Below are 26,129 nucleotides of genomic sequence, written 5' to 3' on the forward strand. Positions count from 1 at the left end.
GTCTCGCGCAAAATGTGGCGTGCGCGATGCTGTTCGTTTCCCGGGTCAGGCCCGGCGTCTTTGCAAATTCTGTACGGCATATCTCAGGGTAGCGATCAGGCAACCCAGGCTCAGGCCAACAATCACACCCAAGGCAACGATCAAGTTCCGCTTAGGTTTAATCGGTACATCGGGTTGTTCTATCGTGCCGTCAAGCTGATACACACTTACATTACGCTTCGCGGCAACCAGCCCTTGGTAAAACTGCTTTCTGGTTTTTATTTCGCTGAGTTCAGGAATGAACGGGTCTTCACTTTTACGTTGCTGCAAATTGGCAATCTCGGCAGCCAACGCCTTGCTGCCACGCATGTAAGTCAGCTCGCCATCCATTTTTGACGACAACGCCTTGGAGATTTCGCCGTTTATCAGCGGGGGGTTTTCAAGGCCAATGGCATTGGCAATACGCAGTGCCTCTTGCAAGCGGGTAATCTTGTCTTCACGTTGTCGCTGGCCGTTCTCACGCAGGTTGTCGAGTTCCAGCTGCAACGCGTTTGCGCGGACATCGGCCTCTCGGGTGGCATCCTGCAACAGCTCGGCTTTGGCGGCGGTGCTGGCCTTCTCGACATAGGCAGCAGCCCACTGTGAAGCCACGACAGGATCACGCCCACGGAAGGCGACATAGGCACGCGGCGGCTCACCTGCCAGTTGCACGACATCAAAGGAGCCATTGAACGCGGCATACAATGCACCTTGCGTCCCCTGCCCCGCAACCGCGGAAGGCAAGTAAACTTCCTTGAAGAACTGACGACGCAGGGTTTCACCATTCAAATGTTCGACGAAGATATCAAAAACCTTACGCGACGTGAAAGGCTCCAACCCAGTCTGGCTGGTACGGCCATAGTTGAGATCGGCGATATCACTGGTCGCCGGTGCTGCCAGAAATACTTTGGCCTCGTAAACCGGTTTCGCCAACAGCGCATAAGCCAGTGCAACTGCAGTGACTACAAGCGCTACCAGAAAGATGAGAAGCTTTTGCCGCCACACCCCTTCCAGAAACTCCAACAGGTCAACTTCTTCACTTTCGTTACTGCGGCGCTCAAGGTCATTGCGCATTTCTTGTGTTTTTCCTTGGGTCTGACTGTGTACACGGTTTCTGGCATACCAAAACATCACGAGCGACTGCCCGGAACCCGACCAGGCGCACGCCTCTTGAGTGTAGCGGCATTATGCCAACATCTTACACATCCAGCGCCAGGGTTAGTCGCAGTAGATAAACGCTAGCGTGATTAGTTCCCGCCTTGCGTCGGCCAGCACTCCATACTCAGACCAAGGGTTCAGGGTATGCAGACCTCCAGCCCAGCACCCTCGCGCGCGGCGCGCTGCATCAGGGCTTTTTTCAACGTGGTTTTCGCGGCTTTTTCGCCATGCACCAGCAGCACCTTGCCTGGCTGCACCGGGCCACCGAGCGCGAACTGCAGCAAGCCTGCCTGATCAGCGTGCGCCGAGTACCCTGACAGCGTCATGACCTTCGCCCGCACCTCATACATCTGGCCATCCAGATCGATCTGCACAACCCCATCTGCGCCTTCGCCGGCCTGTATCATCGCCCCTGGCGTGCCCTTGGCCTGATACCCCACAAACATCACCTCATGCCGCGCACCCCCCAGCATGGCCTTGAGGTAATTGACAATACGCCCACCCGAGCACATGCCATTGCCGGCAATCACGATCGCAGGCCGGCCGGTGCTCTTGAGGTAGTTGACCACCTGCTGGTGTCGGGCATGGGAGTCCACGCTGATCAGTTGGCTGAACCCCAGGGGGTCGCGCCCTTCTGCAAGGCGCGTCCTGGCCTCGACATTCCAGTAGTCGTGCAGCTCCCGGTACACGCTGGTGATGCGTTGAGCCAGGGGTGAGTCGAGGATGATGGGCAACTGCGACCAGTCGAGCGGGTCGCCATCAGGCCGGGGACCAGCGCCGCCCAACAAAGCCTTGCGATGAAGGATGTCTTCGAGCTCGTATAACAGCTCCTGGGTGCGCCCCAGGCTAAAAGCCGGGATGAGGATGGTACCTTTGTCGCCCAAGGCGCGATCGATGGCGGCTTTCAGCCGCTGCCTGCGGTCGCCGGCCCGCGCATGCAGGCGGTCGCCATAGGTGCTTTCCAGCACCAGTACGTCGGCACGCTCCGGGGGCTGGACCGGGCGCAGCAACGGGTTGCCACAGGCACCCAGGTCGCCCGAAAACACATAGCGGGTATTGGCTAGCTCATGCTGCATGTCGCACTCGACATACGCCGAACCCAGCAGATGCCCGGCGCGCTGCAGGCGAATACGGCAAACCAGGCCAGGGCACTCGACCACCGCGTGCCACCGCTCAAAAGGCAGCGGCACGATAAGCTCACGGATGAAATCGATGTACCGCGCCACCTGCGCAGGCTCGCTGCTGATGCTCAGCTTATAGGCATCTTCCAGTACCAGCGGCAGCAGCCGGGCGGATGGCTCGCTGCACAGGATAGGGCCGCGATAGCCGGCGGCCAGCAGCGCAGGAATGCGGCCAACGTGGTCGAGATGAACATGGGTAACAACCAGGGCCTGGATGCCCTGTATGTCGAAGCCGAGTGCCGCGCTTTCGGCACCCGGTGCAGCCTCGTTCCCCTGCTCGAGCCCGCAGTCGATCAGCAGACTGGTGGCTGGACCAAGGTGCAGTTGGTGGCAAGACCCGGTGACGCCACGGGTACCACCGTGATGGGAAAGGCTGGGGTATTCCATGCTGCGCACACTCGCCGGGGCCGAAAATGAAGTGGGTCATTACTCCATGACGGCCGGTGCATGCATAGGTGAGACTTTCCTAAGTAGGTGTAGGAAACTTCCTTAGTTGCTGCTCAGTGCCGCCTGACGGGCAGACTCCCTGATCTTGCGCTTGCTGCGCTGCACGCCGTAGGCCCCCAGCAACGGCCCTACTGCCAAGCCAATGACGAGGGCGGCCAACACCAGCACGGCCACCGGCATTTCCGGTGCAGCCCAACCGAACAGGACCAGCGACACGGCTTGCTGGTTCTCCAGCACGAAGAAAAGCACCACAGCCGCCAACAGCAGCACGAACACCGCCGCCAGGGCGCGCTTGAAGTTACGCATCAGAATGCTCCTTGATTGCTCAGGCTTCAGCCTCGTCTTCTTCGTTGACCCGGTCACGCAGCTCTTTGCCGGGTTTGAAGTGCGGCACAAACTTGCCCTCGAGGCTGACCGATTGGCCGGTCTTCGGGTTACGGCCCACGCGCGGGGCGCGATAATGCAGCGAGAAGCTGCCAAAACCGCGGATCTCGATGCGATCGCCAGTGGCAAGGCATTGTGACATCTGCTCAAGCATGGTCTTGATGGCCAGCTCCACATCCTTGGACGAGAGCAGCCCCTGATGGGTGACAATACGTTCGATCAGCTCCGACTTCGTCATATTTTTCCCTTCGTTATCAAGCAGCTAGATCATTGCTTAACCAGTTTGTAGCACGCCGGGAGGCATTTGAACAGGGCGGTTCTTGACTTAATAAAAAAATTCAAGATTGAAGTTTTACAAGAATGGTCTAGCCGAAGGGGTTACCAGGAACTGCCCCGTCGCCAGCATGCCGGCTCCCGGCCCCCTCTCTCACGCCAATTGCTGCCGAGGACTTTCCTGCGAAAAGCGCTTTCGTATCGCCAGCGCAGGCTTCTCCACCAGCTGCCACGACGCATACCCCGCCACCCACGAGGCCGGCACTGCAACCAGCATTAGCCAATATGGCCCGGCCCACGGCATCGCCCCCGCCAAAATCTGCTGAATAGGAAACGCATACAGGTAGATACCGTAGGAGTAGTCCTGCACCACCGAAGGCAGCTTCAACTGCGGGCAATACGCAAAATAAAGCGTGGCGTAAATCGTCAGGATGGCGAACGCGAACACCTCAAAACGCCCTCCCTTGCTCAGCAAGAACAACGCGACGCAGCCAACCAACACCCACCCGGTGTGCGGTATCACCGCTCGGCATGAATAGAATGCCGACCCCGCCAGGAAACACACCACCAGCTTGAATGGGTACGCTGCAAATGCCGGATGCCAGGCATGCAACCCCAACGCAACCAAGAGTGCCGCAAGCGTCAGCCCCGACATTGGCCACCGGAAAAGCCTGGCTACAAGCACCACCAACCCCAGCACCAGGTACATGCGCATTTCCAGCGGAATGGTCCACAAACTGCCATTGACCGAAACCCCTTGGAAACGCGGGGTAAAGGTCACCCCAGGCAGTACGAATTGGGCATCTTTGAAAATCAGCAACGGGCTGTAGAAGTATTTGTATACCTGGGCTTGCGAAAAATACTCGGCAAGTGGCAGCGAGGTAACGGCAGGCCCTAGTACAAAGGCCATGAGCAACAGACACATCACCAGACCAGGCAGGATTCTGAGCGCGCGTGCCAGGTAGAAATCCTTGGCGCTATTGCGCTCACCGCTGGCAGCGATCAAGAACCCACTGACCACGAAGAACACTTCCACCCCAAGGCTGTGGACGGGCACCGGCATGCCCAGCTGCATCGCCGGGTCCGCGCAACTCAGGCATTCCAGATAGGAAAGTGCAAAAGAATGCCCAATCACCACAGCGGTCGCCGCCAGCAACCGGATGATCAAAAAATTATTATCGCGCCCGCGACCTTTCATAACGTCGCCAAACATCAACATGAACACCCCCACGGCTGACGTATTTCAGACACAAAAAAAGGGCGACCCGAGGGTCGCCCTTTTTTACCGATCAAACAGAACTCAGTTCTGCTTGGCCATTGCTTCGCGCAGCAGCGCAGCCATGGTGGTGTCGGCAGCCGCTTCCGGAGCGTTTTTCAGGCTCTGGATGGCTTCACGCTCTTCAGCGTCGTCTTTCGATTTGATCGACAGGCTGATAACGCGGGACTTGCGGTCAACGCTGATGATCTTGGCTTCGATCTCTTCGCCTTCCTTCAGAACGTTACGCGCGTCTTCAACGCGGTCACGGCTGATTTCGGAAGCTTTCAGAGTGGCTTCGATGTCGTCGGCCAGGGTGACGATGGCGCCTTTGGCGTCAACTTCTTTCACGATGCCCTTGACGATAGCGCCCTTGTCATTGACAGCAACGAAGTTGGAGAACGGATCGTCTTCCAGCTGCTTGATGCCCAAGGAGATGCGCTCGCGCTCTGGGTCGACCGACAGGATGACGGTTTCCAGCTCGTCGCCCTTCTTGAAACGACGTACGGCTTCTTCGCCGGTTTCGTTCCAGGAGATGTCGGACAGGTGAACCAGGCCGTCGATGCCGCCGTCCAGACCGATGAAGATACCGAAGTCGGTGATCGACTTGATGGTACCGGTGATCTTGTCACCCTTGTTGAACTGGCCGGAGAAGTCTTCCCATGGGTTGGACTTGCACTGCTTGATGCCCAGGGAGATACGACGACGCTCTTCGTCGATGTCCAGAACCATGACTTCCACTTCGTCGCCAACCTGAACGACTTTCGACGGGTGGATGTTCTTGTTGGTCCAGTCCATTTCGGAAACGTGTACCAGACCTTCAACGCCTTCTTCCAGCTCAGCGAAGCAGCCGTAGTCGGTCAGGTTGGTAACGCGAGCTTGTACGCGAGTACCTTCTGGGTAACGGGCAGTGATAGCTACCCACGGATCTTCGCCCATCTGCTTCAGACCCAGCGAAACGCGGTTGCGCTCGCGGTCGAACTTCAGAACGCGTACGTCGACTTCGTCGCCAACGTTAACGATTTCCGAAGGATGCTTGATGCGCTTCCAGGCCATGTCGGTGATGTGCAGCAGGCCGTCGATACCGCCCAGGTCCACGAATGCGCCGTAGTCGGTGAGGTTCTTGACGATACCTTTGACTTGCTGGCCTTCCTGCAGGGTTTCCAGCAGGGCTTCGCGCTCGGCGCTGTTCTCGGCTTCCAGCACGCTGCGACGCGAAACAACAACGTTGTTGCGCTTCTGGTCCAGCTTGATGACCTTGAATTCCAGCTCTTTGCCTTCGAGGTGGGTGGTGTCGCGCACAGGGCGGACATCAACCAGGGAGCCCGGCAGGAACGCACGGATGCCGTTAACGTCGACAGTGAAGCCGCCTTTAACCTTACCGTTGATAACGCCCTTGACCACTTCTTCGGCGGCGAAAGCTGCTTCCAGAACAATCCAGCACTCGGCGCGCTTGGCTTTTTCACGGGACAGTTTGGTTTCGCCAAAGCCGTCTTCGACCGCGTCCAGCGCAACGTGAACTTCGTCACCGACCTTGATGGTCAGCTCGCCAGCTTCGTTGTAGAACTGCTCGAGCGGGATGACGCCCTCGGACTTCAGGCCAGCGTGTACGGTAACCCAGTCGCCGTCGATGTCGACAACGATACCGGTGATGATGGCACCCGGCTGAAGATTGAGGGTTTTCAGGCTTTCTTCAAAGAGTTCTGCAAAGCTTTCGCTCATTTTAATTCCTGTAGATTCGGGCGAAACAAACGCCCATAACCACATTCCAGACAATGTGGGTTCGTTTTAAGTAAAGGAAAGCCGGCAGGACGTTGACTGGTGCCCCTGCCTGCTTTCCTGGCGATCAGGCGAGGTCGCGCAGGGCGATCTCGCTTCTGATACGTTGCAACACCTGCTCAATGGACAACTCGGTAGAGTCCAACTGAATGGCATCGGCCGCTGGCTTCAGCGGGGCCACTGCACGTTGGGTGTCGCGCTCATCACGCGCACGAATCTCATCCAGCAGACTCGACAGACTAACATCTTCACCCTTGCCCTTCAACTGCAGGTAACGGCGACGTGCGCGCTCTTCTGCGCTGGCGGTCAGAAACACCTTCAACGGCGCGTCAGGGAATACCACGGTACCCATGTCGCGGCCGTCGGCGATCAACCCCGGCACATCGCGAAATTCGCGCTGACGCACCAGCAGGGCATCACGCACTGCCGGCAACGAGGCCACCATCGACGCGCCGGCGCCGACGGTTTCGGTGCGGATGACATTGCTGACATCCTCACCCTCAAGGATGATCTGTTGCAGCTTACCGGGCTGGGCAGCGATGAACTGCACATCCAGATGGGCGGCAAGCCGGGTCAGCAGCTCTTCGTTGGTGAGGTCGACGCCATGATTGCTGGCGTTGAACGCCAGCAAGCGGTACAGCGCGCCGGAGTCCAGCAGCTTCCAGCCCAGCTCGCGGGCCAGCAGGCCGGCGACCGTGCCCTTGCCCGAGCCGCTCGGCCCGTCGATGGTGATGACCGGTGCCAGCGAATTCACGACTTGCCCTCTTCCGCCACGCGGATACCCACTTCGGCGCACAGCGCCAGGAAGTTGGGGAACGAGGTGGCGACGTTGGCACAGTCGTGGATGCGAATTGGCGCGCTGGCGCGCAGCGAGGCGACGCTGAAGGCCATGGCAATACGGTGGTCACCGTGGCCATGCACTTCGCCGCCGCCCAACTGGCCGCCGTCGATGATGATGCCGTCCGGGGTTGGTTCGCACTTGATGCCCAGGGTGATCAGGCCATCGGCCATCACCTGGATACGGTCGGATTCCTTCACCCGCAGCTCTTCGGCGCCACGCAGCACGGTACGCCCTTCGGCGCAGGCGGCAGCCACGAACAGTACCGGGAATTCGTCGATGGCCAGCGGCACGAGCTCTTCAGGGATGTCGATACCTTTCAGCCTGGCACCGCGCACGCGCAGGTCGGCCACTGGCTCGCCGCCAACTTCACGCTGGTTTTCCAGGGTGATGTCGCCACCCATCAAGCGCAGGATGTCGATTACACCGGTGCGGGTCGGGTTGATGCCAACGTGTTCCAGCACCAGCTCGGAACCTTCGGCAATGGAGGCCGCCACCAGGAAGAAGGCTGCCGAGGAAATGTCGGCCGGCACTTCAATGCGGGTAGCGGTCAACTTGCCGCCGGACTGCAGCGAGGCCACCGGGCCGTTCGACTCGACCGCATAGCCAAAGCCGCGCAGCATGCGTTCGGTGTGGTCACGGGTAGGCGCAGGCTCGGTAACGGTGGTCTTGCCTTCAGCGTACAGGCCAGCCAGCAGCAGGCAGGACTTGACCTGGGCGCTGGCCATCGGCAGCGTGTAGGTCAGCCCTTTGAGCTTGTGGCCACCGCGAATGGTCAGCGGCGGACGGCCTTCCGGGCCGGTTTCGACTACGGCACCCATTTCACGCAGCGGGTTGGCCACACGGTTCATCGGGCGCTTGGACAGCGAAGCGTCGCCGGTCATGGTCACGTCGAACGACTGACCGGCCAGCAGGCCCGACAGCAGTCGCATCGAGGTACCCGAGTTGCCCACGTACAGCGGCCCGGGCGGCGGCTTAAGGCCGTGCAGGCCAACACCATGAATGGTCACGCGCCCGTGGTTGGGGCCTTCGATGACCACACCCATGTCGCGGAATGCCTGCAGGGTCGCCAGTGCGTCCTCACCTTCGAGGAAGCCTTCGACTTCGGTGGTGCCTTCGGCCAGCGAGCCGAGCATGATCGAGCGGTGGGAAATCGACTTGTCGCCCGGTACGCGGATCCGCCCGTTCAGGCGGCCACCCGGTTGGGCCAGGAAAATCAGATCGTTGGCGTTCATAGCGTCCACATAGGCCCGGCGGGCCAGGATTTTACTGAAATGCTCGCGGGCAACACGCGCACGGGTGAATACACCCAGCAACTGGTGCCCGTCCCCTTCTGCGATCGCGTCGCGCAAGGCGTCGAGATCGCTGCGATATGTATCGAGTGTGCGCAGGACAGCGTCGCGGTTGGCGAGGAAGATGTCGTGCCACATGGTCGGGTCGCTGCCGGCGATTCTTGTGAAATCGCGGAAGCCTCCCGCAGCGTACCGGAAGATCTCGAGGTTTTCATTGCGCTTGGCCAGCGAATCGACCAAGCCAAAGGCCAGCAGGTGCGGCAAGTGGCTGGTGGCTGCGAGCACCTCGTCATGACGCTCGACCGACATGTGCTCCACATCGGCACCCAGCGCACGCCACAGGCGGTCGACCAGGGCCAGCGCGGCCGGGTCGGTTTCGGCCAGCGGCGTGAGGATCACCTTGTGCCGACGGAACAGGGTGGCGTTGGAGGCCTCTACCCCGCTCTGCTCGGAACCCGCGATCGGGTGGCCGGGGACGAAGCGCGGCAGGCGCTGACCGCTCTCGTTGACAAAAACAGAGCGCGCCTCACGGACGACGTTGCCCTTGGCACTGCCGACATCGGTAATGATCGCATCGCCCAGATCGAGCCGGGCCAGCAGGGCCAGGACTTTTTCCATGGCCAGGATCGGCACAGCCAACTGGATGACATCGGCACCGACACAGGCTGCGGCAAGGTCTTCTTCGCAGCGGTCGACCACGCCCAGGGCCACGGCCTGCTTGCGCGAAGGGGCGTCCAGGTCGACACCGACCACTTCGCGGCACAGGCCGCTTTCACGCAGGCCCTTGGCGAACGAGCCACCGATCAGGCCGAGACCGACCACGACCAGGCGGTTGATGATCGGCTCAGGTTTGGTTTTTGCTGCTTTTACCACTGGTGCGAACCCTGTTCTGAAATCGGGACAGCCTGTGAGACTGAAGGGGCTGCCTTGCAGCCCATCGCCGGCAAGCCAGCTCCTACAGGGACCGCGCAAATCTGGAGACTGGCGCTGTACCTGTGGGAGCTGGCTTGCCGGCGATGGGCCGCGCAGCGGCCCCGGCAATCTTCGATCAAAGCACCGCCTTCGGATAAGAGCCCAGCACCTTCAGCGCCACAGCCTCCTGGCTGATCTGCTCGAGCACCGCCTTGATCAACGGGTCGCGGTGGTGGCCAACGAAGTCGATGAAGAACACGTAGGTCCACTTGCCACTGCGCGACGGGCGGGTCTCGATGCGGGTCAGGTCGATGCCGTTCTGGTGGAACGGCACCAGCAACTCGTGCAAGGCACCTGGCTTGTTGCTCATCGAGACAATGATCGAGGTCTTGTCGTCGCCGGTCGGCGGCACTTCCTGGCTGCCGATCATCAGGAAGCGCGTGGAGTTGTCCGGGCGGTCTTCGATCTTTTCCGCCAGGCGGGTCAAACCATACAGGTTGGCCGCCATGTCGCCGGCAATCGCCGCCGAGTTCCACTCGCCCTTGACTCGCTTGGCCGCCTCGGCATTGCTCGAAACCGCCACGCGCTCCACGTTCGGGTAGTGCGCGTCCAGCCACTTGCGGCACTGGGCCAGCGACTGGGCGTGGGAGTAGATGCGCGTGATGCTGTCGGTCTTGGTGCTCTCACCTACCAGCAGGTGATGGTGGATTCGCAGCTCGACTTCGCCGCAAATGACCATGTCGTGCTCAAGGAAGCTGTCCAGGGTGTGACTGACAGCGCCTTCGGTGGAGTTTTCCACCGGCACCACGCCAAAGTTGACGGCACCGGCCGCCACTTCGCGGAACACTTCATCGATTGCCGCCATCGGCCGGCTGATCACCGCGTGGCCGAAGTGCTTCATGGCCGCAGCCTGGGTGAAGGTACCCTCAGGGCCGAGGTAGGCGATTTTCAGCGGCTCTTCAAGGGCCAGGCACGACGACATGATTTCGCGGAACAACCGCGCCATTTCTTCGTTGCCCAGCGGGCCCTTGTTGCGTTCCATGACGCGCTTGAGCACAGCAGCTTCGCGCTCAGGGCGGTAGAACACCGGCTTCTCGCCTTCTTTCAGCGAGGCGGTCTTGACCCGGGCGACTTCTTCAGCGCAACGGGCACGGTCGCTGATCAGCTCGAGAATCTTCTCGTCGAGGCTGTCGATGCGTACACGCAGCGCCTTGAGTTCCTGTTCGGACATCAGCCGTGCTCCTTCTCGAATTCGGCCATGTAGCCCACCAAGGCTTCTACAGCCTCAAGGCCCAGGGCGTTGTAGATGGAAGCGCGCATGCCGCCCACCGAACGGTGGCCCTTGAGGTTGAGCAGGCCGCGGGCATCGGCGCCGGCGAGGAAGGCCTTGTCCAGGCGCTCGTCAGCCAGGCGGAACGGCACGTTCATCCACGAACGGGCGTTGACGCTGATCGGGTTGGTGTAGAAATCGCTCTTGTCGATGAAGCCGTACAGGCGCTCTTTCTTGGCGCGGTTGCGCTGCTCCATGGCGTCGACGCCACCCTGCTCTTTCAGCCACTCGAAGACCAGGCCCGACAGGTACCAGGAGTAAGTGGCCGGGGTGTTGTACATCGAGCCGTTGTCAGCCGAAACCTTGTAGTCGAGCATGGTCGGGCAGCTGCTGCGGGCATGGCCCAGCAGGTCTTCGCGCACGATGACCACCACCAGGCCGCTTGGGCCGATGTTTTTCTGCGCGCCGGCGTAGATCAGGCCGAACTGCGACACGTCGATGGGGCGCGAGAGAATGTCGGAGGACATGTCGACCACCAGCGGCACATCGCCAGTCTGCGGCACCCAGTCAAACTGCAGGCCACCGATGGTCTCGTTGGACGCATAGTGCACGTAGGCAGCGTTCTTGGTCAGGTTCCAGTCGTTCTGGCCCGGGATATTCAGGTAGTCGTAGGGCTTGGCACTGGCGGCGACGTTGATGTTGCCGAAGCGGCGCGCTTCCTCGATGGCCTTTTTCGACCAGATACCGGTTTCGATGTAGTCGGCAGTGCCGCTTTCCGGCAGCAGGTTCAGCGGAATCTCGGCGAACTGCTGGCTGGCGCCGCCCTGCAGGAACAGCACCTTGTAGTTGGAGGGGACGGACAGCAGGTCACGCAGGTCCTGCTCGGCCTTTTCGGCGATGGCCACGTAGTCATCGCTGCGATGGCTCATTTCCATCACCGACAAGCCCTTGCCGCGCCAGTCCAGCATCTCTGCCTGGGCGCGCTGCAAGACAGCATCAGGAAGCGCGGCAGGGCCTGCGCAGAAGTTAAAGGCTCGTTTGCTCACATCCACTCTCGCTCTGCCAAATAGAACAAATTCGTTATTACATGCTGCTCGCTGCTCTTTGTATGAGCAGCCTTGTGCTGCGAATGGGCCGCAAAGCGGCCCCAGCTATTCATGTGCTATCACTGAAACCCAGGGGCGGCTTCGCGCCCCATTCGCAGCACAAGGCTGCTCCTACAGGGCCAGGTGTTGCCTGCTGTAATCAGTCAAACGGGGCGACCTTGGTCGCCCCGTTCGGGTTTACGCTTGCTTACTCCTGCGGGGCCTCTTCGGCACCCGCAGCGTCTTCATTGTCCGGCGCTTCAGCCTCGACGCCCTCCTCGTCCGTCTCGATCACATCATCGAGTTCGTCCTCGGACGGCTCCTGGATACGCTCCAGGCCCACCAGGGTCTCGTCAGCCGCCAGCTTGATCAGCGTAACACCCTGGGTGTTACGGCTCAGGCTGGACACTTCGCCAACCCGGGTACGCACCAGCGTGCCCTGGTCGGAAATCAGCATGATCTCCTCGCCTTCCTGCACCTGGATAGCACCGACCAGCAGACCGTTGCGCCCCTTGGTCCCCATGGCGATCACGCCCTGGCCACCACGGCCGCGACGCGGGAACTTGGACAGCGGGGTGCGCTTGCCGAAGCCACGCTCGGAGGCAGTGAGGATCTGCGCGCCGGACTCCGGGATCAGCATCGAAATGATCTGATGGCCTTTGCCCAGTTTCATGCCGCGCACACCGCGGGCCGTACGGCCCATTTCACGCACGACGCTTTCGGCGAAGCGGATGACCTTGCCGGCGTCGGAGAACATCATGACTTCTTTGGCGCCGTCGGTGATGGCCGCCGCAATCAGGGTGTCGCCTTCTTTCAGCTTCAAGGCGATCAGGCCGTTGGAGCGCGGACGGGCAAACTGCACCAGCGGGGTCTTCTTGACGGTACCGGAGGCGGTGGCCATGAAGATGTAAGCGCCAGTCGGCTCTGCCACCCATTCTGCGGTGTCGCCGTCTTCTTCGTCGACTTCCTCGGCCTCTACCAGCTCACCCTCGAGCACGGTGTCATCAGCGTCTTCCAGTTCTTCGTCGAGGTCGGCGTTCTGCTGCAGCGCTTCGAGGTCGATCTGCAGCATGGCGGTGATGCGCTCACCCTCCTCCAGCGGCAGCAGGTTGACCAGCGGGCGACCACGGGCAGCGCGGGACGCTTCGGGGATTTCGTAGGTCTTCTTCCAGTACACCTTGCCTTTGCTGGAGAACAGCAACAGGGTGGCATGGCTGTTGGCAACCAACAGGTGCTCGATGTAGTCCTCGTCCTTCACGCCGGTTGCCGACTTCCCTTTGCCGCCACGGCGCTGGGCCTGGTAAGCGGACAATGGCTGGGTCTTGGCATAACCACCGTGGGAGATGGTAACCACGCGCTCTTCTTCCGGGATCATGTCGCCGTAGTTGAGGTCGTGGCTGGCATTGAGGATTTCGGTGCGGCGCACATCGCCGTACTCGGCACGGATGGCTTCCAGCTCTTCGCGGATCACTTCCATCAGGCGCTCGGCGCTGCTGAGGATGCGGATCAGCTCGCCGATCTGCTCGAGGATTTCCTGGTACTCGGCCAGCAGCTTCTCGTGCTCCAGGCCGGTCAGGCGGTGCAGGCGCAGGTCGAGAATGGCCTGGGCCTGCTCCGGCGACAGGAAGTACTTGCCCTCATGCAGGCCGTACTGCTCAGGCAGGTCTTCAGGGCGGCAGGAATCGGCGCCGGCGCGCTCGACCATGACCTGCACGGCACTGGATTCCCACGGCGTGGAAACCAGGGCTTCCTTGGCCTCGGACGGGGTCGGCGAAGCCTTGATCAGGGCGATGACCGGGTCGATGTTGGACAGCGCAACCGCCTGGCCTTCAAGGATGTGGCCACGCTCACGGGCCTTGCGCAACTCGAATACGGTGCGGCGGGTCACCACTTCACGGCGGTGACGGACGAACGCTTCGAGCAGGTCCTTGAGGTTGAGCAGGCGCGGACGACCGTCGATCAGGGCGACCACGTTGATGCCAAACACGCTCTGCAGCTGGGTTTGCTGGTAGAGGTTGTTGAGCACCACCTCCGGCACCTCGCCGCGACGCAGCTCGATGACGATGCGCATGCCGTCCTTGTCGGACTCGTCGCGCAGCTCGGTGATGCCTTCGATCTTCTTCTCTTTGACCAGCTCGGCGATCTTTTCGATCAGGCGCGCTTTGTTCAGCTGGTACGGCAGCTCGGTGACGACGATCTGCTGACGGCCGCCCACCTTGTCGATGTCTTCGATTTCGGAGCGGGCGCGCATGTAGATGCGGCCACGACCGGTACGATAGGCCTCGATGATGCCTTGGCGACCGTTGATGATGCCGGCAGTCGGGAAGTCTGGCCCAGGGATGAACTGCATCAGTTCATCGATGGTGACTTCCGGATTGTCGATCAGCGCCAGGCAGCCGTCGATGACTTCACCGAGGTTGTGTGGCGGAATGTTGGTCGCCATGCCCACGGCGATACCGCTGGAACCGTTGACCAGCAGGTTGGGAATACGGGTCGGCATGACTGCCGGGATCTGCTCGGTGCCGTCGTAGTTGGGCACCCAGTCGACGGTTTCCTTGTGCAGGTCGGCCAGCAGCTCGTGCGCCAGCTTGGTCATGCGCACTTCGGTGTATCGCATGGCTGCGGCGTTGTCGCCGTCCACCGAACCGAAGTTGCCCTGGCCGTCGACCAGCAGGTAGCGCAGCGAGAACGGCTGGGCCATACGCACGATGGTGTCGTAGACCGCAGTGTCGCCGTGCGGGTGGTACTTACCGATCACGTCACCGACCACACGGGCGGATTTCTTGTACGGCTTGTTCCAGTCGTTGCCCAGTTCGCTCATCGCATAGAGAACGCGACGATGCACGGGCTTCAAGCCGTCACGCGCATCGGGCAGCGCTCGCCCGACAATCACGCTCATCGCGTAGTCGAGGTAAGACTGTCTCAGTTCGTCTTCGATATTGACCGGGAGGATTTCTTTGGCCAGTTCGCCCATGAGAAGCCTGATTCCTTTTTCTGGTGAAACTTCGCAGCTCCATCAAGGGCCGAACGAAGCTCGCCGCCGCAGCGTACAAGCGTGCGACGACTTACGACAAATCAATGAGTTGTGCCATGGATCTGCGCAATGAAGGCCGCCGTGATGGGCGGTCTTGGAAACTGCCGGATGTTATCACAAAGGCGGGGGCGGTGGGGAGAGGTGGCAGCTGGTCTGAGCCGGGTTTGACTCCTGGTTTTTTTATTGCCTGCACCGGCCTCTTCGCGGGCTCGCCCGCTCCCACAGATTCACCACCGCCCTAAGGCCATGCGATCTCCCTGTGGGAGCGGGCAAGCCCGCGAAGAGGCCGGTGCAGGCAGCGCAAAATCAGTGCAGACGCTTGCGGCAAATCAACTGGGCCAGTTTGGCGGTATCCGGGCGCTCGACAACACCCCGCTCGGTCACGATAACGTCAATCAGGTCGGCCGGGGTCACGTCGAACACCGGGTTGAATACCTGCACATCCCGTACCGCCGGGGCACCGCCAAAGTCCAGCCACTCGTCGGCGTCACGCTCTTCCAGGGGAATATCCTCGCCGGTGGCCAGGTTCAGGTCGATGCTGGTACTCGGCGCCACCACCATGAAGCGCACACCATGGTGCATGGCGCTTACCGCCAACTGGTAGGTGCCGATCTTGCTGGCCACGTCGCCATTGGCAGCGATGCAGTCCGCGCCCACCACCACCCAGGTGATGCCCTTGGTCTTCATCAGATGCGCCAGCGCCGAATCGGCGCACAGGGTCACCGGAATTCCCTCGTTGGCCAGCTCCCAGGCCGTCAGGCGCGAGCCTTGCAGCCAAGGGCGAGTTTCGCCGGCATACACCCGCTCCACCATGCCCTCCAGGTAGCCGGCGCGGATAACCCCCAGCGCAGTGCCGAAACCGCCACTGGCCAGGGCACCGGCATTGCCGTAGGTAAGCAGCGTCTGGGCATTGCCCTGATGACGGCGGATCAGCTCGATGCCTTGCTGGGCCATGGTCAGGTTGGCTTCACGGTCGCTTTCGTGGACGGCCACTGCTTCTGCCTCCAGCGCTGCCAGCACGTCTTCATCCGGGCGCAGACGCAGCAGGCGCTCACGCATGCGGTTCAGCGCCCAGAACAGGTTGGCCGCCGTGGGGCGTGCTTCGGCAAGGGTGAGAAAGTCCTCTTCAAGGTCCATTTCCCAGTCGCCACCCTCTGCCAGCCGCTCTTCCAGGGCCAGTACCAGGCCGTAGGCGGCAGCAATGCCGATGGCCGAGGCGCCGCGCACTGCCATGTCGCGGATTGCCGCCGCCACCTGCGCGACATTGTCGCAGGCCAGCCAGCGTTCTTCCGACGGCAGCAGGCGCTGGTCGAGCAGGTGCAAGATGCCGCCCTGCCAGCGGATCCCGGTCACCTTCTCAGCCGCCAAAAGTCGCTCGCGCATCGCCTCTCCCCGTGGTTCGCATGTCAAAAGCCGGCGATTATAGCGAGCCTGGGGGCCGAGCGCTCGGGTATACTCCGGCGCAATTTTGCGAAGTTTCAGAGGACTGTTCAATGAGCAACGTCGACCGCGCCGAAATCGCCAAGTTCGAAGCGCTGGCCCACCGCTGGTGGGACCGCGAAAGCGAGTTCAAGCCGCTGCACGAAATCAACCCGCTGCGCGTCAACTGGATCGACGAGCGGGCCAACCTGGCCGGCAAGAAAGTGCTGGACGTAGGCTGCGGCGGCGGCATCCTCAGCGAAGCCATGGCCCTGCGCGGCGCCACGGTCACCGGTATCGACATGGGCGAGGCCCCCCTGGCCGTGGCCCAGCTGCACCAGCTGGAGTCGGGCGTACAGGTGGAATACCGGCAGATTACCGCCGAAGCCCTGGCCGAGGAAATGCCTGAACAGTTCGACGTGGTCACCTGCTTGGAAATGCTCGAGCACGTGCCCGACCCATCCTCGGTGATTCGCGCCTGCTACCGCATGGTCAAGCCTGGCGGCCAGGTGTTCTTCTCCACCATCAACCGCAACCCCAAGGCCTACCTGCTGGCCATCGTCGGCGCCGAGTACATCCTGAAGATGCTGCCGCGCGGCACCCATGACTTCAAGAAGTTCATCCGCCCGTCCGAACTGGGCGCCTGGAGCCGCGATGCCGGCCTGCAGGTGAAGGACATCATCGGCCTCACCTACAACCCGCTGACCAAGCACTACAAGCTCAACAGCGACGTCGACGTCAACTACATGATCCAGACCCTGCGCGAGGAATGAGCATGCGTTTGCGAGCAGTACTCTTCGACATGGACGGCACCTTGCTCGACACGGCGCCGGACTTTATCGCCATCTGCCAGGCCATGCTCGCCGAGCGCGGGCTGCCGGCCATTGACGACAACCTGATCCGTGGCGTGATCTCTGGCGGCGCCCGCGCCATGGTTGCCACCACGTTTGCCATGGACCCGGAAGCCGAAGGCTTCGAGGCCCTGCGCCTGGAGTTTCTGGAGCGCTACCAGCGCGACTGCGCGGTACACAGCAAGCTGTTCGACGGAATGGCCGAGCTGCTGGCCGACATCGAGAAAGGCAACCTGCTGTGGGGCGTGGTCACCAACAAGCCGGTGCGCTTCGCCGAGCCGATCATGCAGCGGCTGGGCCTGGCCGAGCGCTCGGCACTGCTGATCTGCCCGGACCACGTGAAAAACAGCAAGCCTGACCCCGAGCCACTGACCCTGGCCTGCACGACGCTGGGCCTGGACCCTGCCACTGTGCTGTTCGTCGGCGACGATCTGCGCGACATCGAGTCTGGCCGCGACGCCGGCACCCGCACGGCAGCTGTGCGCTACGGCTATATTCATCCAGAGGACAACCCCAACAACTGGGGTGCCGACGTGGTGGTGGACCACCCGCTGGAACTGCGCAAAGTGATCGACAGCGCGCTGTGCGGCTGTTGAGTTGCAATGGCTGACGACTGACCCTGTGGGAGCGGGCACGCCCGCTCCCACAGGGCTCGGCGCCACCCCAATGAACAAGGGAAAATGCTGATGTTCGACTACACCGCCCGTCACGACCTGCTGCAAGGCCGGGTCATCCTGGTTACCGGCGCAGGCCGCGGCATCGGTGCTGCGGCCGCCAAGGCTTACGCGGCAGTGGGCGCCACCGTGCTACTGCTGGGCAAGACCGAAGCCAACCTGAACGAGGTCTACGACGAGATCGAAGCCGCCGGGCACCCCCAACCGGTGGTCATCCCGTTCAACCTGGAAACCGCCCTGCCCCACCAGTACGACGAGCTGGCAGTGATGATCGAAGACCAGTTCGGCCGCCTGGACGGCCTGCTGAACAACGCCTCGATCATTGGCCCGCGCACGCCGCTGGAGCAGTTGTCGGGCGACAACTTCATGCGCGTGATGCACATCAACGTCGATGCCACCTTCATGCTCACCAGCACCTTGCTGCCACTGCTGAAACTGTCGGAAGACGCCTCGGTGGTGTTCACCAGCAGCAGCGTCGGGCGCAAGGGCCGGGCCTACTGGGGCGCTTATGGCGTGTCGAAGTTCGCCACCGAGGGCCTGATGCAGACCCTGGCCGACGAACTGGAAGGCGTGGCACCCGTGCGCTCCAACAGCATCAACCCGGGCGCCACGCGCACGGCGATGCGGGCCCAGGCCTACCCCAGCGAAAACCCGCAGAACAACCCGCTGCCTGAAGAGATCATGCCGGTGTACCTGTACCTGATGGGGCCCGACAGCAAGGCAGTGAACGGGCAGGCGCTCAACGCCCAGTAAGCCTTTTGCCTGTACTGGCCCTATCGCCGGCAAGCCAGCTCCCACAGGGATTGCACATTGCCCTGGCCTTTGGTGATCCTGTGGGAGCTGGCTTGCCGGCGATAGGGCCGGTACAGGCGGATGATCAGCCCGCCGCCAACGCCGGGCGCAAACGGCCTTGCTGGCGCCCTTCCAGCTGCATGCACCGCTCCAGGAACAGGTACATGCAGTCATAACTCTTGCAAATCGCCCTGCGCAACTCGGTACGCAGCCCCAGGGTCGGGTTCTCGCCGGCCAGGGTACAGATGATTTCCAGCGCCTCCCACGGGTGCGCATCGTCATACTGGGCATGCATCTTCAGCCATTTCATCGCCCGCTTGCGCTGGTCCTCCGGGAAGCCCTGGGCGTAGGTATCGGTCGAGCACACCACCGCCGACCATTCCCCGGTCGCACCTTCGATGGCGTAGTTGGTCGCCGCCATGGAAATGGCCAGGTTCTCGGTGGCACACACGCGCCAGCACCAGTCGTTCAGGCCGTTCAGCTCGGGGGGCACTTCCTGGGCCTGCAGCTCATGCAGGTGCACACCATGGGCCTGGCACCAGTTCACCCAGTAGTCGGCATGGTTGAGCTCAACCCGGATATTGCGCATCAGCCAGCGCCGCGCCATGTCTTCGCCCTGATGGCGGCCATAGCGGGTCTTGGTCAGGTTGTGTGCCATGTACAGCGAGAACTGCTCCACCACCGGCCAGCCACCGATCAGGTACTGACGAATGGTCGACTGCTTGAGCTGGCCGTCGCGCAGGCGCTCGTAGAACTCATGCTCCACCACCCGGCGCTTGCTCTCACGGCAGTCTTCAATCAGTTGCTGGGCCCATTGGGGATAGCTGGCGGGGTCCATCAAAGGCCCGATACGAACGAATGCATCAATCACTTTCAGCTCCTTGATCCTTGTGATTTCTCGCTAGCGAAACGTGCCAGGTGCCCGCTGCAACAGAGGCCGGGTGGCGATCCGTTGGCGCTGCAGACTGTCACAGGTGAACACCTGGGGGCGTTCGATCAGGTAACCCTGGGCGTAATCCACGCCGATTTCCTGCAGGGCCTGCTCGATCAAGGGTGTTTCGACGAACTCGGCTATGGTGCGTTTGCCCATGACATGGCCGATGTGGTTGATGACCTCTACCATGGCCCGGTTGACCGGGTCATCGAGCATGTCCTTGACGAAACTGCCGTCGATCTTCAGGTAATCCACGGGTAAATGCTTGAGGTAGGCGAACGACGACATGCCGGCGCAGAAATCATCGAGCGAGAAGCGACAGCCCAGCCCCTTCAGCTCGTTGATGAAGCGAATGGCACTGCCCAGGTTGGCAATCGCGCTGGTTTCGGTAATTTCGAAACAGATCATCCGCGGCGGAATGGCGTACTCGACAAACAACCGCTGCAGGTAATCGAGGAACTTGTCATCGCCGATGCTCGACCCCGACAGGTTGATCGCGCAGATCGACAGCGGCCCTTCGCGGCCTTCGTCCAGGCATTGGCGCACAACCTGGAACACATTGCGCACCACCCAGCGGTCCAGCGCAGTCATCAGGCCGTAGCGCTCGGCTGCGGGGATGAAGCTGCTGGGCAGGATGGTGCGGCCACTTTCGTCGTGCAGGCGCAGCAGGATTTCGATGTGGCCTGGGCCTTCGAAGGTTTTCAGCGGGGCAATTTCCTGTGCGTACAGGCAGAAGCGGTTTTCTTCCAGCGCCACATGCAAGCGCTGGATCCAGGCCATTTCGCCAAAACGCATGGACAGCTCGCTGTCGTCGGCGTGGTACACCTGCACGCGGTTGCGCCCCTTCTCCTTGGCCATGTAGCAGGCCATGTCGGCAGCACGCAGCGAGGTTTCCAGGGTGCCCGGGGTTTGGGCGATGTGCACCAGGCCGATACTGACCGTGGTGACGAACGGCCGCCCCTTCCACACGAAGTGCAGGCTCTGCACCATCTGGCGCAACTGCTCGGCGATGCGCTCGGCCTGGTCTGGCGGGCAGCTTTCCAGCAGCACGCCAAACTCGTCGCCACCCAGCCGGGCCAGCGTGTCACCTTCGCGCAGGCCAGATTGCAGCACGGCGCAGATGTGCCGCAGCAATTCGTCACCCGCGGCATGGCCGCAGGTGTCGTTCACCAGCTTGAACTGGTCGAGGTCCAGGAACATCAGCGAATGCCGCCCGGCCTGGCGCGCAAGGCCATTCAGCGCCTGTTCCAGGCGGTATTCGAACTCACGGCGGTTGGCCAGGCCGGTCAGGGCGTCATGGGTGGCCTGCCAGGACAGGTTGGCGATGTACTGACGCTCCTGGGTCATGTCATGCAGCACAAGCACGATGCCACTGAGCTGGCCGTCACTGACGATCGGCGAGCCCACCAGGTTGATCGACACGGTGCTGCCGTCAAGCCGCTGGATCAGCCGGGCATGCTCGGCACCGCCCTTGAGGCTGCCGCTAAGCACCTGCTCGACCAGGCTGCGGCCATCTTCCTCGGCCTGCTCGTCCACCAGGCTGAACAACGCCGACAGCGGCAGGCCCTGGGCCTGGCCAGACTGCCAGTGGGTGAGTTGCTCGGCGGCCGGGTTCATGTAGCCGATGCAGCCATCCACGTCGGCAGTAATGACCGCATCGCCAATGGCCTGCAAGGTGGTCTGTGCCCGCTCTTTCTCTGCCTGCAGGGCGGTGGCGAAGGCCTGACGCTGGACCAGCAGCTTGCTGGAGCGGCGCCAGGCAATGGCAATGAGGAACATCGCTGTCAGCAGGTTGGTGATCAGCAGCACCCGCAGCAACATGCGCGAGCCTTCGCCCAAGGCATCGCTGAACGCTTTGGCAGCGGGCGTGACCCCTTCGTTGATGGTGACGATGCGCGCCTTCCAGGCATTGACGGCCTGGGCGTCGACCGGGCCACTGGCAAAGCTCTGGCGCATCTCGCCGGCGAGCACATCCAGCTTGGCCAGGTAGTCGTCGCCGATATCCCAGTAGTCGATGGCTGTATGCATGTAGCTGATGTTGCGGAAGTTACGGTAGAACCAGATGATCCGCTCGACATCGTCGGGGTGGTTGCCGCCTTGCAGAACGGCCTGGCGAGCAGCCGCCAGGTCGGGGCTGGGCTGGTCGAGCACCTCGCGCAGCTGGTGGTCGCCCTGGGGCACGGTAATGGCCTGGCGATAGCGCTGATAGGTACTCTCGTCGCGGGTGTCGGCGTACAGGTTCAGGTAATAGATGGCGTCTTTCTGCGCCTTCGACCACAGGCTTTCGCCCGCGACATAGGCGCGCACGGCCGAGAGCGTATAAAGGCTGAGGCTGCCCAGCGCCACCTGAAAGACCACAACGGCGATGAAGGGCCAGGTGATGCCGATCAACTTCGGCGCTTCGAGTGTGCGATGTCCCTTCATGGAGTCCCTGTCACAGAGCAGATAAGGCGCAAATCGACCCAGACAAGCACAGCGTAGGCCATCTGCCATCAACGTGACGGGGTTTTTTATGACAGGGAATCGCAGGATTTGCACGCACGCCGTGGGAGCGGCCTTGCGTCGCGAAAGGGCCGCGACGCAAGGCCGCTCCCACAGCAACGGCACAAGGCACCTGAAATTCAGCTTTGCTGCAAGTGCCCATAAAGCTTGGCGTACAACCCACCCTCGGCAATCAGCTGCTGGTGGTCGCCATCTTCGGCTACATGCCCGCCATCGAACACCAGCACCCGGTCGGCCTGCTTCACCGCCGACAGCCGGTGGGCGATGATCAGCGTGGTGCGGCCGCTGAGGAAGCGCGCCAGGGCCAGGTGCAGGTTGTACTCGGTGGCGGCGTCCAACGCCGAGGTGGCTTCGTCGAGGATGACCACCTTGGGCTCGGCCAGCACCATGCGGGCGATGGCCAGGCGCTGCCGCTGCCCGCCAGACAAGCGCACGCCGGAGCGCCCCACCACACTGTCCAGGCCCTGCGGCAAGGCGGCGATGGTGGCGTCCAGCTGGGCGATGCGCAGCGCCTGCCAGCAGGCGTCGTCGCTGCTGTCGCGGCCCATGGTCAGGTTGGCGCGTACGGTGTCATTGAACAACGACGGGTGCTGCAACACCACCGCGACGTTTTCGCGCAGGGTTTCCAGGCCGATTTCCTGCAGGCTGGCACCGCCAAAGCGGATGGTCCCGGCCTGGGCGCTGTAAAGGCCCAGCAGCAGTTGCACCAGGGTGCTCTTGCCGCCACCACTGGCGCCGACAATCGCCACCTTTTCGCCCGGAGCGATAGACAGGTCGAGGTTTTCCAGCACCGGCTCGTCGGCATAGGCAAAGCGCAAGTCGCGCACTTCGATGCCCACCGTCTCACGGCCGGCGAACGGGTCACTGGCGGCCGGGTACTGCGGTTCGTCATCGCGCGCCAGCAGCTCGTTGAGGCGGCTCAGCGCACCGCCGGCGGCGTAGTAGGCATATTGCAGGTTGAGCAGTTGCTCCACCGGCCCGATCATGAACCACAGGTAGCTGAACACCGCCAGCATCTGGCCGATCGACAAATCGGAGAACAGTACGGTCAGCATGGCTGCGGCGCGGAAGATATCGATGCCGAACTGGAACAACAAGCCACTGGCACGTCCACTGGCATCGCTTTTCCACTGCGAATCAACGGCGTAGTCACGCACTTCGCGGGCGCGCAGCCCCAAACGGCCAAGGAAGTAGCCCTGGCGGTTGCTGGCACGGATTTCCTGGATGGCATCGAGGGTTTCCGTCAGCGCCTGGGTAAAGCGCGCGGTGCTGTCGTTCTCAAGCTTTTTCAGGTGTTTGACGCGTTTGCCCAGCTGCACGGTGAAATAGATCACCAGCGGGTTGAACAGCAAGATCAGCAAGGCCAGCTGCCAGTGCATCCAGATCAGGATCGCCGCTGTGCCGGTCAGGGTCAGCATGGCCACCAGGAAGCGGCTGAGGGTTTCGCCCACGAACTTGTCGAGGGTGTCCAGGTCGGTGACCAGGTGGGTGGTTACCGTGCCACTGCCCAGGCTTTCGTATTCCTTCAGCGAAATGCGCTTGAGCCGCTCGATCAGGCGGATACGCAGGCGGTAGACGATATCCTTGGCCAACCCGGCAAACAGCTTGGCCTGGATCACGTTGAACGCCAGGGCAGCCAGGCGCAGGCACAGGGTAAGCGCCAGCATCAGCCCGATATAGCCGGCTGCCACCTGCCAGTTGGAGGGCAGCAGGTGGTTCATCCACTTCAGCGCAGCATCGCCATGACCGAGCAGTACTTCGTCCACCAACAGGGGCAGCAGCAACGGAATGGGCACACTGCAGCAAGCCGCCAGCACGGCGATGCAGTTGGCAGACCAGAGGTTCTTCTTGTGATGCAGGGCCAGGCGGCGGATTTCCGCCCAGCTCAGTCGATCGCCCGCAGCGTGAGGCTTGCCCGGCACCGGGTCGGGTGACCCAGGCACATCAAGCACAGGCGGCCTGCTGCAGCCAGCGGCCGAGCAAGGGTTGCAGGCGATCCAGCGGCTGGTAGCCGTTGGTCAGCAGGGCCAGTTGGCCATTGCGCTCGGCAAGCAGGGTCGGAAAGCCGGCAATACCCAGGTCCTGGGCCCAGCTGAAATCGGCTGCGGTGGCGGCGCGGGTATCGGCGCGGGCGAAGGTTTCGGCAAACACGGTGCGGTCGAAGCCGCACTGCGAGGCCAGCTCGACCAGCTGCGGCGCCGTGGTCACGTCCACGCCCTGCTCGTAGAACGAACGCTGGATCAGCGCCAGCAGCGGCCAGACGCGTTCGGCGTCCAGCTCACGGGCAGTGACCAGGGCGCGGCAGGCCGGCTCGGTGTCGTAGACGAAGCCCTCAGGCATGGCCCCTTCGAAACGAAATGGCTGGCCGGTGGCGTCGGCCACCGCCTGCCAGTGTTCGAGGATGTACTTGCGGGTGGAGCTGTCCAGGGCGCTGCCGCCGGTGCGCAGCCCGCCCGGCACCACGCGGGTGACAACGCCCGCCTCACGCGCCTGGGCGATCAGGGCGGCGGCTACCGGCGCGAAACCCCAGCACCAGGAGCACATCGGGTCCATCACATAAATCAGGCGTGCAGACATTCATCAGGCCTCGGCTTTGTAGTTGTAACCGATCGGGTGCGGCAGGTTGCGGGCCTTGGCCAGCTCGATCTGCTTCTGCCGGTCGATGGCACTGCGCCGGGTTTTCTCGCTCAGGGTGTCCCAGCAATGCGGGCAGCTGACACCTGGCGAATAGTGCTCGGACGCGCGCTCCTCTGCATTGATCGGGTGGCGGCAGGCGTGGCACTGGTCGTACTCGCCTTCGCTCAGGTCATGGCGCACCGTGACGCGGTTGTCGAAGACGAAGCAGTCGCCGTCCCACAGGCTTTCTTCCTGAGGCACTTCCTCGAAGTACTTCAGCACGCCACCCTTAAGATGATAGACCGCCTCGAAGCCTTCACCGAGCATGTAGCTGGAGGCTTTTTCGCAACGAATGCCGCCGGTGCAGAACATGGCCACTTTCTTGTGCTTGCTGGGGTCGAAGTTGGCCTTGATGTACTCCGGGAACTCGCGGAAGGTTTCGGTCTTCGGGTCCATCGCGCCCTTGAAGGTGCCGATGGCCACTTCGTAGTCGTTGCGGGTATCGATCAGCAGCACTTCCGGGTCGCTGATAAGCGCGTTCCAGTCCTTGGGCTCGACATAGGTGCCGACCGCCTGGTTCGGATCAACGCCCGGCACGCCGAGGGTGACGATCTCTTTCTTGAGCTTGACCTTCGTGCGGTAGAACGGCTGCTCGTCGCAGTACGACTCTTTATGGTCGACATCAGCCAGGCGCGGGTCGTTGCGCAGCCAGGCCAGCAGGCCGTCGATGCCTTCGCGGGTAGCCGACACGGTGCCGTTGATGCCTTCGTGGGCCAGCAGCAGGGTGCCTTTGACGTCATTGTCGAGCATGGCCTTGAGCAGCGGCTCGCGCAGCTCGACGTAGTCTTGCAGGGTGACGAACTTGTACAGCGCCGCGACGACGATAGGTTGTGACATGAAGCGGGTTCTCCAGGTGGTTGCCCTCGTAAGGGGCGGACCGGGTTTGACAAAAAGCAGGGGGCGCTTTGCGCCCCATTCGCGGCACAAGGCCGCTCCTACAGGGAAATACACAACCCAACGGGCGGTGCAATCCCTGTAGGAGCGGCCTTGTGCCGCGAATGGGCCGCACAGCGGCCCCCTTGGATGGTACGGATTCTACCAGAACGACAAAAAGGTTTCAGTGCCCGCCGCCGGCGCACACCGGCGAGGCCGGCGCCACGCCGACCTTGGCCCACTCTTCGGCGGTGTAGGTATGAATGGCCAGGGCATGGATCTGGCCCATCAGCTCACCCATGGTGGCGTACACCTTCTGGTGGCGCTTGACGCTGTTCAACCCGGCAAACTGCTCGCTGACGATCACTGCCTTGTAGTGGGTCTCCTGACCACGACTGTGCATGTGGCTTTCGTCGAGCACTTGCAGGTGCTGCGGCGCCAGGGCGCCCAGCTGTTGTTCAATGCGCTGTTGCATGGTCATT

At 62.1% G+C, this 26,129-nt stretch carries 21 protein-coding genes; 3 read left to right on the forward strand and 18 right to left on the reverse strand.

Annotated features, from left to right (window positions below; all coding sequences use genetic code 11):
• Positions 1-45: 45 nt before the first annotated feature.
• From PP4_RS20125 to mtnA, 12 genes are all read right to left on the reverse strand, one after another.
• Complete coding sequence (locus PP4_RS20125; protein WP_016501006.1) at positions 46-1,092, reverse strand: LPS O-antigen chain length determinant protein WzzB; 1,047 nt, start codon at positions 1,090-1,092, stop codon at positions 46-48.
• 221 nt (positions 1,093-1,313) lie between these two features.
• Positions 1,314-2,744 carry an MBL fold metallo-hydrolase RNA specificity domain-containing protein gene (locus tag PP4_RS20130; protein WP_016501007.1) on the reverse strand — a complete coding sequence of 477 codons (1,431 nt, stop codon included), beginning with the start codon at positions 2,742-2,744 and terminating at the stop codon, positions 1,314-1,316.
• Between the two features lie 102 nt (positions 2,745-2,846).
• Positions 2,847-3,110, reverse strand: coding sequence for a lipopolysaccharide assembly protein LapA domain-containing protein (locus PP4_RS20135; RefSeq protein WP_016501008.1), 264 nt, complete (start codon positions 3,108-3,110; stop codon positions 2,847-2,849).
• A gap of 19 nt (positions 3,111-3,129) precedes the next feature.
• Positions 3,130-3,426 carry an integration host factor subunit beta gene (gene ihfB / locus PP4_RS20140; RefSeq protein ID WP_003252675.1) on the reverse strand — a complete coding sequence of 99 codons (297 nt, stop codon included), beginning with the start codon at positions 3,424-3,426 and terminating at the stop codon, positions 3,130-3,132.
• A gap of 189 nt (positions 3,427-3,615) precedes the next feature.
• The gene (locus PP4_RS20145; protein WP_016501009.1) at positions 3,616-4,680 is read right to left on the reverse strand and encodes an acyltransferase family protein; all 1,065 of its coding nucleotides are present in this window, start codon (positions 4,678-4,680) and stop codon (positions 3,616-3,618) included.
• A gap of 81 nt (positions 4,681-4,761) precedes the next feature.
• Positions 4,762-6,438 (reverse strand): 30S ribosomal protein S1, encoded by a 1,677-nt coding sequence (gene rpsA / locus PP4_RS20150; RefSeq protein WP_003252673.1) that lies wholly within the window; start codon positions 6,436-6,438, stop codon positions 4,762-4,764.
• A gap of 124 nt (positions 6,439-6,562) precedes the next feature.
• The gene (cmk, locus tag PP4_RS20155; protein ID WP_016501010.1) at positions 6,563-7,249 is read right to left on the reverse strand and encodes a (d)CMP kinase; all 687 of its coding nucleotides are present in this window, start codon (positions 7,247-7,249) and stop codon (positions 6,563-6,565) included.
• Positions 7,246-9,498: a bifunctional prephenate dehydrogenase/3-phosphoshikimate 1-carboxyvinyltransferase gene (locus tag PP4_RS20160; protein ID WP_016501011.1), complete on the reverse strand. Its 2,253-nt coding sequence runs from the start codon at positions 9,496-9,498 to the stop codon at positions 7,246-7,248. Before PP4_RS20160 ends, cmk begins: the two co-directional genes overlap by 4 nt.
• Before the next feature lie 175 nt (positions 9,499-9,673).
• On the reverse strand, positions 9,674-10,768 hold the full coding sequence (gene pheA / locus PP4_RS20165; RefSeq protein WP_016501012.1) for a prephenate dehydratase: 1,095 nt from the start codon (positions 10,766-10,768) through the stop codon (positions 9,674-9,676).
• The gene (serC, locus tag PP4_RS20170; RefSeq protein ID WP_041168115.1) at positions 10,768-11,853 is read right to left on the reverse strand and encodes a 3-phosphoserine/phosphohydroxythreonine transaminase; all 1,086 of its coding nucleotides are present in this window, start codon (positions 11,851-11,853) and stop codon (positions 10,768-10,770) included. The genes pheA and serC overlap by 1 nt, the downstream gene beginning before the upstream one ends.
• 247 nt (positions 11,854-12,100) lie before the next feature.
• Positions 12,101-14,866: a DNA gyrase subunit A gene (gyrA, locus tag PP4_RS20175; RefSeq protein ID WP_016501014.1), complete on the reverse strand. Its 2,766-nt coding sequence runs from the start codon at positions 14,864-14,866 to the stop codon at positions 12,101-12,103.
• Positions 14,867-15,232: 366 nt separating this feature from the next.
• Positions 15,233-16,309, reverse strand: a complete 1,077-nt coding sequence (gene mtnA / locus PP4_RS20180) for an S-methyl-5-thioribose-1-phosphate isomerase (RefSeq protein ID WP_016501015.1) — start codon at positions 16,307-16,309, stop codon at positions 15,233-15,235.
• Between the two features lie 110 nt (positions 16,310-16,419).
• On the opposite strand from mtnA, the gene ubiG reads away from it, so the two are divergent.
• From ubiG to PP4_RS20195, 3 genes are all read left to right on the forward strand, one after another.
• A complete protein-coding gene (ubiG, locus tag PP4_RS20185) occupies positions 16,420-17,118 on the forward strand; it encodes a bifunctional 2-polyprenyl-6-hydroxyphenol methylase/3-demethylubiquinol 3-O-methyltransferase UbiG (protein WP_016501016.1) in 699 nt (232 codons plus the stop codon).
• 2 nt (positions 17,119-17,120) lie between these two features.
• On the forward strand, positions 17,121-17,792 hold the full coding sequence (gene mupP / locus PP4_RS20190; protein WP_016501017.1) for an N-acetylmuramic acid 6-phosphate phosphatase MupP: 672 nt from the start codon (positions 17,121-17,123) through the stop codon (positions 17,790-17,792).
• A gap of 90 nt (positions 17,793-17,882) precedes the next feature.
• Positions 17,883-18,623, forward strand: a complete 741-nt coding sequence (locus PP4_RS20195; protein WP_041168116.1) for a YciK family oxidoreductase — start codon at positions 17,883-17,885, stop codon at positions 18,621-18,623.
• 124 nt (positions 18,624-18,747) lie between these two features.
• Here the strand turns inward: PP4_RS20195 and PP4_RS20200 are convergent, their stop codons facing one another.
• The 6 genes from PP4_RS20200 to PP4_RS20225 form a co-directional block, all read right to left on the reverse strand.
• The gene (locus PP4_RS20200) at positions 18,748-19,533 is read right to left on the reverse strand and encodes a TenA family transcriptional regulator (protein ID WP_016501019.1); all 786 of its coding nucleotides are present in this window, start codon (positions 19,531-19,533) and stop codon (positions 18,748-18,750) included.
• A 30-nt stretch (positions 19,534-19,563) separates the two neighbouring features.
• Positions 19,564-22,020, reverse strand: a complete 2,457-nt coding sequence (locus PP4_RS20205; protein ID WP_041167837.1) for an EAL domain-containing protein — start codon at positions 22,018-22,020, stop codon at positions 19,564-19,566.
• A gap of 197 nt (positions 22,021-22,217) precedes the next feature.
• Positions 22,218-24,050, reverse strand: coding sequence for an ABC transporter ATP-binding protein (locus tag PP4_RS20210; RefSeq protein ID WP_016501021.1), 1,833 nt, complete (start codon positions 24,048-24,050; stop codon positions 22,218-22,220).
• Complete coding sequence (locus tag PP4_RS20215) at positions 24,043-24,675, reverse strand: DsbA family protein (protein ID WP_016501022.1); 633 nt, start codon at positions 24,673-24,675, stop codon at positions 24,043-24,045. Before PP4_RS20215 ends, PP4_RS20210 begins: the two co-directional genes overlap by 8 nt.
• A gap of 3 nt (positions 24,676-24,678) precedes the next feature.
• On the reverse strand, positions 24,679-25,611 hold the full coding sequence (gene trhO, locus PP4_RS20220) for an oxygen-dependent tRNA uridine(34) hydroxylase TrhO (RefSeq protein WP_016501023.1): 933 nt from the start codon (positions 25,609-25,611) through the stop codon (positions 24,679-24,681).
• Between the two features lie 220 nt (positions 25,612-25,831).
• Complete coding sequence (locus PP4_RS20225) at positions 25,832-26,128, reverse strand: BolA family protein (RefSeq protein WP_016501024.1); 297 nt, start codon at positions 26,126-26,128, stop codon at positions 25,832-25,834.
• Position 26,129 lies beyond the last annotated feature (1 nt).

This window comes from Pseudomonas putida NBRC 14164, assembly GCF_000412675.1.
Classification (GTDB): domain Bacteria; phylum Pseudomonadota; class Gammaproteobacteria; order Pseudomonadales; family Pseudomonadaceae; genus Aquipseudomonas; species Aquipseudomonas putida.

Bases quoted from the DNA above. Each gene is read 5' to 3' on its own strand.
- PP4_RS20125 (WP_016501006.1), bottom strand. From the start codon at position 1,092: ATGCGCAATGACCTTGAGCGCCGCAGTAACGAAAGTGAAGAAGTTGAC.
- PP4_RS20130 (WP_016501007.1), bottom strand. From the start codon at position 2,744: ATGGAATACCCCAGCCTTTCCCATCACGGTGGTACCCGTGGCGTCACC.
- PP4_RS20135 (WP_016501008.1), bottom strand. From the start codon at position 3,110: ATGCGTAACTTCAAGCGCGCCCTGGCGGCGGTGTTCGTGCTGCTGTTG.
- ihfB (WP_003252675.1), bottom strand. From the start codon at position 3,426: ATGACGAAGTCGGAGCTGATCGAACGTATTGTCACCCATCAGGGGCTG.
- PP4_RS20145 (WP_016501009.1), bottom strand. From the start codon at position 4,680: ATGTTGATGTTTGGCGACGTTATGAAAGGTCGCGGGCGCGATAATAAT.
- rpsA (WP_003252673.1), bottom strand. From the start codon at position 6,438: ATGAGCGAAAGCTTTGCAGAACTCTTTGAAGAAAGCCTGAAAACCCTC.
- pheA (WP_016501012.1), bottom strand. From the start codon at position 10,768: ATGTCCGAACAGGAACTCAAGGCGCTGCGTGTACGCATCGACAGCCTC.
- gyrA (WP_016501014.1), bottom strand. From the start codon at position 14,866: ATGGGCGAACTGGCCAAAGAAATCCTCCCGGTCAATATCGAAGACGAA.
- mtnA (WP_016501015.1), bottom strand. From the start codon at position 16,309: ATGCGCGAGCGACTTTTGGCGGCTGAGAAGGTGACCGGGATCCGCTGG.
- ubiG (WP_016501016.1), top strand. From the start codon at position 16,420: ATGAGCAACGTCGACCGCGCCGAAATCGCCAAGTTCGAAGCGCTGGCC.
- mupP (WP_016501017.1), top strand. From the start codon at position 17,121: ATGCGTTTGCGAGCAGTACTCTTCGACATGGACGGCACCTTGCTCGAC.
- PP4_RS20195 (WP_041168116.1), top strand. From the start codon at position 17,883: ATGTTCGACTACACCGCCCGTCACGACCTGCTGCAAGGCCGGGTCATC.
- PP4_RS20205 (WP_041167837.1), bottom strand. From the start codon at position 22,020: ATGAAGGGACATCGCACACTCGAAGCGCCGAAGTTGATCGGCATCACC.
- PP4_RS20215 (WP_016501022.1), bottom strand. From the start codon at position 24,675: ATGTCTGCACGCCTGATTTATGTGATGGACCCGATGTGCTCCTGGTGC.
- trhO (WP_016501023.1), bottom strand. From the start codon at position 25,611: ATGTCACAACCTATCGTCGTCGCGGCGCTGTACAAGTTCGTCACCCTG.
- PP4_RS20225 (WP_016501024.1), bottom strand. From the start codon at position 26,128: ATGACCATGCAACAGCGCATTGAACAACAGCTGGGCGCCCTGGCGCCG.